Genomic DNA, 421 nt, shown 5'->3' on the forward strand with positions numbered 1-421 from the left:
CCTGGCCCCGCTCAGGTTGGTCCAGTTCAGGTTGGCCCCGCTCAGGTTGGCCCCGCTCAGGTCGGCCCTGCTCAGCTTAGCCTGGCTCAGGTTGGCCCCGCTCAGGTTGGTCCAGTTCAGGTTGGTCCAGTTCAGGTTGGCCCCGCTCAGGTTGGCCCCGCTCAGGTCGGCCCTGCTCAGCTTAGCCTGGCTCAGGTTGGCCCCGCTCAGCTTGGCTTGGTTCAGGTTGGCCCCGCTCAGCTTGGCCTGGTTCAGGTTGGCCCCGCTCAGCTTGGCCTGGCTCAGGTCAGCCCTGCTCAGGTCGGCCCCGCTCAGGTTGGCCTGCCACAGGTCGGCCCCGCTCAGGTCAGCCCAGCGGAAATCTCGCTCTCCGGCTTCATACCTTGCTCGGACATCTCCAAGCTGTCGGAGGGGAAGGCGA

At 66.7% G+C, this 421-nt stretch carries 1 protein-coding gene; it reads right to left on the minus strand.

The features are described 5' to 3' along the window. The coding region (locus NW835_RS13775) for a pentapeptide repeat-containing protein (protein WP_414415585.1) at nt 1-421 on the minus strand (421 nt) is incomplete at both ends.

It is taken from the genome of Synechococcus sp. OH2, assembly GCF_047462155.1.
GTDB lineage: Bacteria > Cyanobacteriota > Cyanobacteriia > Thermostichales > Thermostichaceae > Thermostichus.